Genomic DNA, 6,798 nt, shown 5'->3' on the forward strand with positions numbered 1-6,798 from the left:
TGGTGTGAGATCCTAGAGACAGTCAATAGAGGCTGAACAGAATGGAACAACATCACAAGCCAACGGTTGTAATCACGGGTACATCGTCGGGGGTAGGTTTGTACGCCGCGAAAGCGCTTGCTGAAAAGGGATGGTATGTAGTGCTGGCCTGTCGGGATTTAGCGAAGGCGCAAAAAGCTGCCCAAGCTGTAGAAATTCCCTACAACAGTTATACCAGTATGCATATCGACCTTGGCTCCTTGGAAAGCGTTCGACAGTTTGTGAATAACTTCCGAGCTAGTGGAAAGTCCCTAGATGCTTTGGTGTGCAACGCCGCAATTTATATGCCCTTATTAAAAGAGCCGTTACGCAGTCCAGAAGGTTACGAGTTAAGCGTTGCCACAAATCACCTTGGACATTTCCTATTGTGCAACCTGATGCTAGAGGATCTAAAGAAGTCATCTTTAGAGCCAAGGCTCGTTATTTTAGGAACTGTCACACACAATCCAGATGAACTGGGTGGGAAGATTCCACCACGCCCAGACTTGGGCGATTTGCAGGGCTTTGCAGAAGGGTTTAAAGAGCCAATCTCCATGATTGATGGCAAGAAGTTTGAACCAGTCAAAGCTTACAAAGACAGCAAGGTTTGCAACGTGCTGACCATGCGGGAACTGCATCAGCGCTATCACGAGTCAACCGGTATCATCTTCAATTCTCTCTATCCGGGATGTGTTGCAGAAACGCCGTTATTCCGAAACCACTATCCTTTGTTTCAGAAAATTTTCCCATTATTCCAGAAGTACATCACTGGGGGATACGTGTCTCAGGAATTGGCGGGAGAACGGGTTGCTGCGGTGGTTGCCGATCCTGAGTATAATCAATCCGGTGCCTATTGGAGCTGGGGAAATCGCCAAAAGAAAGATGGCAAGTCCTTTGTTCAAAAAGTCTCTCCTCAAGCCCGCGATGACGAAAAAGCCGAGCGGATGTGGGAACTAAGTGCAAAGTTGGTTGGACTTGCATGATGCGATCGCAGATAGCGTTACCCTTGTGCATAATTCATTGATTCATCGATCCACTTTTTTGAATGAATTGGCATTATGTACAGGTAACAAATGGTTGAGGTGATTATAAGTCACCTCTGACTTTATTAATAGCTTTATTTATGATATTGAAAATAAACTTCCACTCTTTACATATAATAACTAAATTCTACATCCCGTATATATACAGAGTTTTTTTGTATAGATAGTCTTTATTATGACAATAGGTTACTAAATAAGACTTACCACTAGGACATTATAAAAAATTAAGCTCAAAATGTCTGCAAAGTTTGATCCGGTGCATCTTTGGCGGTGTAGCCAGTTATCAGGAGACGATTTCTTTGGGTGTTGTTCCTGGGAGAAGTTTGTTTATTGACAATAATGGCACGTCTAGTGGTCTGTGTCATCAATTTTGCGGGGTTCGTAGTGAGCGATTTATCGCTCAACTTTAAGGGCTAGAGCCACAGACTATTTTTGTACTCAACTAAGTCCAAATTTCCCCAACAAAATTTGAAATTTAATTCAACTTATTTATGTTAGCCACCTCTACCATTACCGCCCCAGAAGAGAATAACTTAATTCAGTGTGATGCCGATCAAGGATTTATCTCCTGGCTGAGTCAAGCTGGAGGCTCTGTTGCTATCACCACCTACCAAGCTGGAAAACTGGCAGTTGTGGGCTGGAATGGGCAACAAATTACCATGTTATTACGCCAATTTTCCAAACCAATGGGGTTGGCAGTTCATGGTTCACGTCTGGCAGTGGCTAGCCATCACGAAGTCTGTTTATTAGCCAATGCCCCCGCATTAGCTTATGAGTTTTTAGAAGACCAGCCCGGATGCTACGATGCCCTCTACTTGCCACGGATGACATATTTCACAGGCGACCTCAACATTCACGACCTGGAGTTTGGCAGGGAAGGGCTGTGGATTGTCAATACCCGCTTTTCCTGTCTTTCTGCCTTGAGTCCAGACTTTAGCTTTGTACCGCGCTGGCATCCCAAATTTATTTCCGAAGTAGTGCCAGAAGACCGCTGCCACCTCAATGGGTTAGCGATGGTGGATGGCAAACCCAAGTATGTGACTGCCCTCGGTACGACGGATACTGTCGGGGGATGGCGACCGGGTAAAGCCAACGGTGGGGTCGTTGTAGAAGTGGAGAGCAATGAAATTCTTTTAGATGGATTATCAATGCCCCATTCCCCAATCTGGCATGACAGATTTTTGTGGCTGCTCAACTCTGGTGCTGGGGAAATATGGCGCATTCATCCGGAATCAGGGGACAAACAGGTAGTCTGTGTACTCCCTGGATTTCTACGAGGATTGTGCTGCGTGGGGTATTTCGCCCTAGTGGGACTTTGCCAGATTCGGGAACGGCATATTTTCGGAGGGTTACCCGTTACCCAACGGTTTGAGCAGTTGCTCTGTGGTGTGGCAGTCGTAGATTTGCGAAATGGGCAGCAGGTGGGGATGCTGAAGTTCACAACAGGCTGTCAAGAACTTTATGATGTGCAGTTTCTCCCTGGTGTGCAGCGTCCGATGGTTTTAAATCAGGAACGAAAAGAAATCCGCCAAGCATTTACTGCACCAGAGTTGAATTATTGGCTGCGACCGAGTGCGGTGATTCCTAATGACTAAAGAGTCTGGCTAATCAAAGCGTAATTGTTGAAATCAAATTTTTAGTTTTTTTCAGAGGTTTTTTCATGACTGAATTCCAAGTCAATACCAATATCATTGGCAATCAATATAACTCCACAGTAGCGATAGATGCAGATGGGGACTTTGTCCTTTCCTGGACTAGCGATGGTCAGGATGGGTCTGGTGCTGGGATATATGCTCAACGCTACAACAGTGCTGGGGTGGCTCAAGGGAACGAATTTCAGGTCAATACTTACACTGACAGTAATCAAAGTAACCCCACAGTAGCGATAGAATCAAATGGGGACTTTGTCATTTCCTGGACTAGCGATGGTCAGGATGGGTCTGGCAATGGGATATATGCCCAACGCTACAACAGTGCTGGAGTGGCTCAAGGGGGCGAATTTAAGGTCAATACCAATACCACTAGCGACCAAAGTGACCCCACAGTAGCGATGGATGCAGATGGGGACTTTATCATTTCCTGGACTAGCGATGGTCAGGACGGATTTTTGGATGGGATATATGCCCAACGCTACAACACTGCCGGGGTGGCACAAGGAAGCGAATTTCAGGTCAATACCAACACCAACAGCTTTCAATATAACCCCACAGTAGCGATGGATGCAGATGGGGACTTTGTCATTTCCTGGACTAGCTTTGGTCAGGACGGGTCTGACAATGGGATATATGCCCAACGCTACAACAGTGCTGGGGTGGCTCAAGGGGGCGAATTTAAGGTCAATACCTACACCACCAACAGTCAAGCTAACCCCACAGTAGCGATGGACACAGATGGGGACTTTGTCATTTCCTGGCAGAGTTCTGGTCAGGACGGGTCTTACTATGGGATATATGCCCAACGCTACAACACTGCCGGGGTGGCACAAGGGGGTGAATTTAAGGTCAATACCAACACCACCAGCGATCAAGCTAACCCCACAGTAGCGATGGATGCAGATGGGGACTTTATCATTTCCTGGCAAAGCTTTGAGCAAGACGTGTCTGGCTTTGGGATATATGCCCAACGCTACAACAGTACTGGGATGGTTCAAGGAGGCGAATTCAAGGTCAATAACTACACCATCGGCGACCAAAATAACCCCACAGTAGCAATAGATGCAGGGGGGGACTTTGTCATTTCCTGGACTAGCTTTGATCAGGACGCGTCTGGCAATGGGATATATGCCCAACTATACAGAAGTGGGGTTCCCCCGACAATCACGTCTACTTCTGTCTCTGCCTTGGCATACACCGAGAACGCCACTACAGCCATCGACTCAGCCATCACCGTCAGCGATGTAGACTCCCCCAATCTGGCTAGTGCCACCGTCAGCATTAGCAGTGGTTTCGCCTCTGCTCAAGACACTCTCGCTTTCACCAACCAAAATGGGATTACGGGCAGCTATAACAGCAACACAGGTGTCTTAACCTTAACTGGCAGTGCCACTGTTGCTAATTATCAAACCGCACTGCGTTCCATTACTTATACCAACAGCAGCGACAACCCCAATCTCACACCTCGTACTATCAGCTTTCTAGTTAATGATGGAGCTGCCAATAGTACCGTCGTTAGCCGTAATATTAATATTACGGCAGTGAATGATGCGCCCGTTGCTACTGCCACCAACTCTGCCCTGGCATACACTGAGAATGCCATTACAGCCATCGACTCAGACATCACCATCAGCGACATAGACTCCGCTAACCTCTCCAGTGCCACCGTCAGGATTAGCAGTGGCTTTATTTCTGCTCAAGACACCCTCGCTTTCACCAACCAAAATGGGATTACGGGCAGCTATAACAGCAACACAGGTGTCTTAATCTTAACTGGCAGTGCTACCGTTGCTAATTATCAAACCGCACTGCGTTCCATTACTTATACCAACAGCAGCGACAACCCCAGTCTCACACCTCGTACCGTCAGTTTTGTCGTCGATGATGGGACTGTTAATAGTACTGCTGTTACCCGCAATGTTAATATTACGGCGGAGAATGATGCCCCAGTCGTTATCAACCCCATTATTAACCAAACGGCGACAGAAGACACCGCTTTCAGCTTTACCCTACCAGCAAATACCTTCGCCGATGTGGATGCGGGAGATAACCTCACCTACAGCGCCACCCTGGAAAATGGTAACCCTATTCCCAGTTGGCTGACATTCAACGGCACTACCTTCAGTGGTACTCCCACTAATGACAACGTTGGCAGCCTCAACATCAAAGTTATTGCCAGTGATGGAACAGCAACTGTCAGCGATGTTTTTGTACTGGCAGTGGCTAATACCAATGATGCTCCCGTCGCTGTTAACGACAGCATCACCACAAACAAAAACACACCCATTATCATTAGCGCTACTACTCTGTTGAGCAATGATACAGATGTGGATGTCAGTGACGTATTGAGCATTGCTGGCTTGACTCAACCTAGCCAAGGAAGCCTAGTTAACAATGGCAACAGTACTTACACTTATACCCCTGTCGAAAACTATTTTGGCTCCGACGGCTTTACTTACACCATAAGTGATGGAAACGGAGGTAGCAGTGTTGCTACTGTCAACTTGAGCATTAATGAAATCACAAATGTGATTAATGGTACTTCAGGTATAGACAACCTGACTGGTACGGTGAACATGGATATTATCTCAGGATTGCAGGGCAATGACACGCTCACAGGACTAGGTGATAATGACACCCTCGATGGCGGCGATGGAAATGATTTCTTAGATGGTGGTGCAGGAATTGACAGTCTCATTGGTGGTAAAGGTAATGATACTTATACTGTGAATAGCCTGAACGATACTATTACTGAAGGCTTAAATGCAGGCACAGATTTAGTTAATTCTTCGGTAAGTTGGGTGTTGGCAGATAACCTGGAGAACTTGACCCTGATTGAAACCAACGCAATCGATGGTACTGGTAACAGCCTTAATAACATCTTGACTGGAAATACTGCTGCTAACACGTTGAGCGGAGAAAATGGCAACGATAACCTCTTTGGTGATTCCGGCAATGACACCTTGTTGGGTGGTGCAGGAAATGACACCTTAGATGGAGGTTTGGGAGCTGACAGTCTCAATGGTGGAGTCGGCAATGACACTTACACCGTAGACAACCTCAGCGATATCATTACTGAAGGCTTAAATGCAGGCACAGATTTAGTCAACTCTTCGGTGAGTTGGGTCTTAGCAGATAACCTGGAGAACTTGACCCTGATTGAAACCAACGCAATCGATGGTACTGGTAACAGCCTTAATAACATCTTGACTGGAAATACTGCTGCTAACACGTTGAGCGGAGAAAATGGCAACGATAACCTCTTTGGTGATTTCGGCAATGACACCTTGTTGGGTGGTGCAGGAAATGACACCTTAGATGGAGGTTTGGGAGCTGACAGTCTCAATGGTGGAGTCGGCAATGACACTTACACCGTAGACAACCTCAGTGATACCATTACTGAAAGCTTCAATGCAGGCACAGATTTAGTCAAGTCTTCCGTGAGTTGGGTGTTTGCAGATAACCTGGAGAACTTGACCCTGACTGGAACCGAAGCAATCAATGGTACTGGTAACAGCCTTAATAACATCCTGACGGGAAATACTGGTGCTAACATCTTGAGAGGAGAAGATGGCAATGATAGCCTCTTTGGTAGTGCAGGCAATGACACTTTGTTCGGTGGTTCCGGTAATGACACCTTGGATGGAGATGCCGGGATTAACAGTCTTGATGGAGGTGCAGGGAATGACATTTACACTGTAGATAGCCTGAATGATACTATTACTGAAGGCTTAGATGCAGGTACAGATTTAGTCAAGTCTGCCGTGAGTTGGGTGCTGGCAGATAACTTAGAAAACTTGATTTTGACTGGAAGCGGGGTAATTAATGGTACTGGTAACAGCCTTAATAACATCCTGACGGGAAATACTGGTGCTAACACTTTGAGAGGAGAAGATGGCAACGATAGCCTCTCTGGTAGCTCAGGCAATGACACCTTGTTCGGCGGCGCAGGCGATGACACCTTGGATGGAGGTACCGGGATTAACAGTCTTGATGGTGGAGTGGGTAATGATACTTACATCGTAGACAACCTCAGCGATACTATTATTGAAGGCTTAGATGCAGGTACAGATTTAGTCAAGTCT

At 46.5% G+C, this 6,798-nt stretch carries 4 protein-coding genes; 3 read left to right on the forward strand and 1 reads right to left on the reverse strand.

Translation table 11 applies throughout. The features are described 5' to 3' along the window. Window positions 1-41 precede the first annotated feature (41 nt). The gene (locus F8S12_RS23370; protein ID WP_196518703.1) at window positions 42-1,001 is read left to right on the forward strand and encodes a protochlorophyllide reductase; all 960 of its coding nucleotides are present in this window, start codon (window positions 42-44) and stop codon (window positions 999-1,001) included. Between the two features lie 290 nt (window positions 1,002-1,291). Here the strand turns inward: F8S12_RS23370 and F8S12_RS41745 are convergent, their stop codons facing one another. Then, window positions 1,292-1,426 (reverse strand): hypothetical protein, encoded by a 135-nt coding sequence (locus F8S12_RS41745; RefSeq protein ID WP_269144846.1) that lies wholly within the window; start codon window positions 1,424-1,426, stop codon window positions 1,292-1,294. A gap of 126 nt (window positions 1,427-1,552) precedes the next feature. On the opposite strand from F8S12_RS41745, the gene F8S12_RS23375 reads away from it, so the two are divergent. Together F8S12_RS23375 and F8S12_RS23380 are read left to right on the forward strand one after the other, a co-directional pair. Next, window positions 1,553-2,656 carry a TIGR03032 family protein gene (locus F8S12_RS23375; protein WP_196518704.1) on the forward strand — a complete coding sequence of 368 codons (1,104 nt, stop codon included), beginning with the start codon at window positions 1,553-1,555 and terminating at the stop codon, window positions 2,654-2,656. Window positions 2,657-2,721: 65 nt separating this feature from the next. Further along, window positions 2,722-6,798, forward strand: a 4,077-nt coding sequence (locus F8S12_RS23380; protein WP_196518705.1) for a beta strand repeat-containing protein, incomplete at its 3' end; no start/stop codon positions are given.

It is taken from the genome of Nostoc sp. WHI (assembly GCF_015714725.1).
Taxonomy (GTDB): Bacteria; Cyanobacteriota; Cyanobacteriia; order Cyanobacteriales; family Nostocaceae; genus Nostoc.

Bases quoted from the DNA above. Each gene is read 5' to 3' on its own strand.
- F8S12_RS23370 (WP_196518703.1), top strand. From the start codon at position 42: ATGGAACAACATCACAAGCCAACGGTTGTAATCACGGGTACATCGTCG.
- F8S12_RS41745 (WP_269144846.1), bottom strand. From the start codon at position 1,426: ATGACACAGACCACTAGACGTGCCATTATTGTCAATAAACAAACTTCT.
- F8S12_RS23375 (WP_196518704.1), top strand. From the start codon at position 1,553: ATGTTAGCCACCTCTACCATTACCGCCCCAGAAGAGAATAACTTAATT.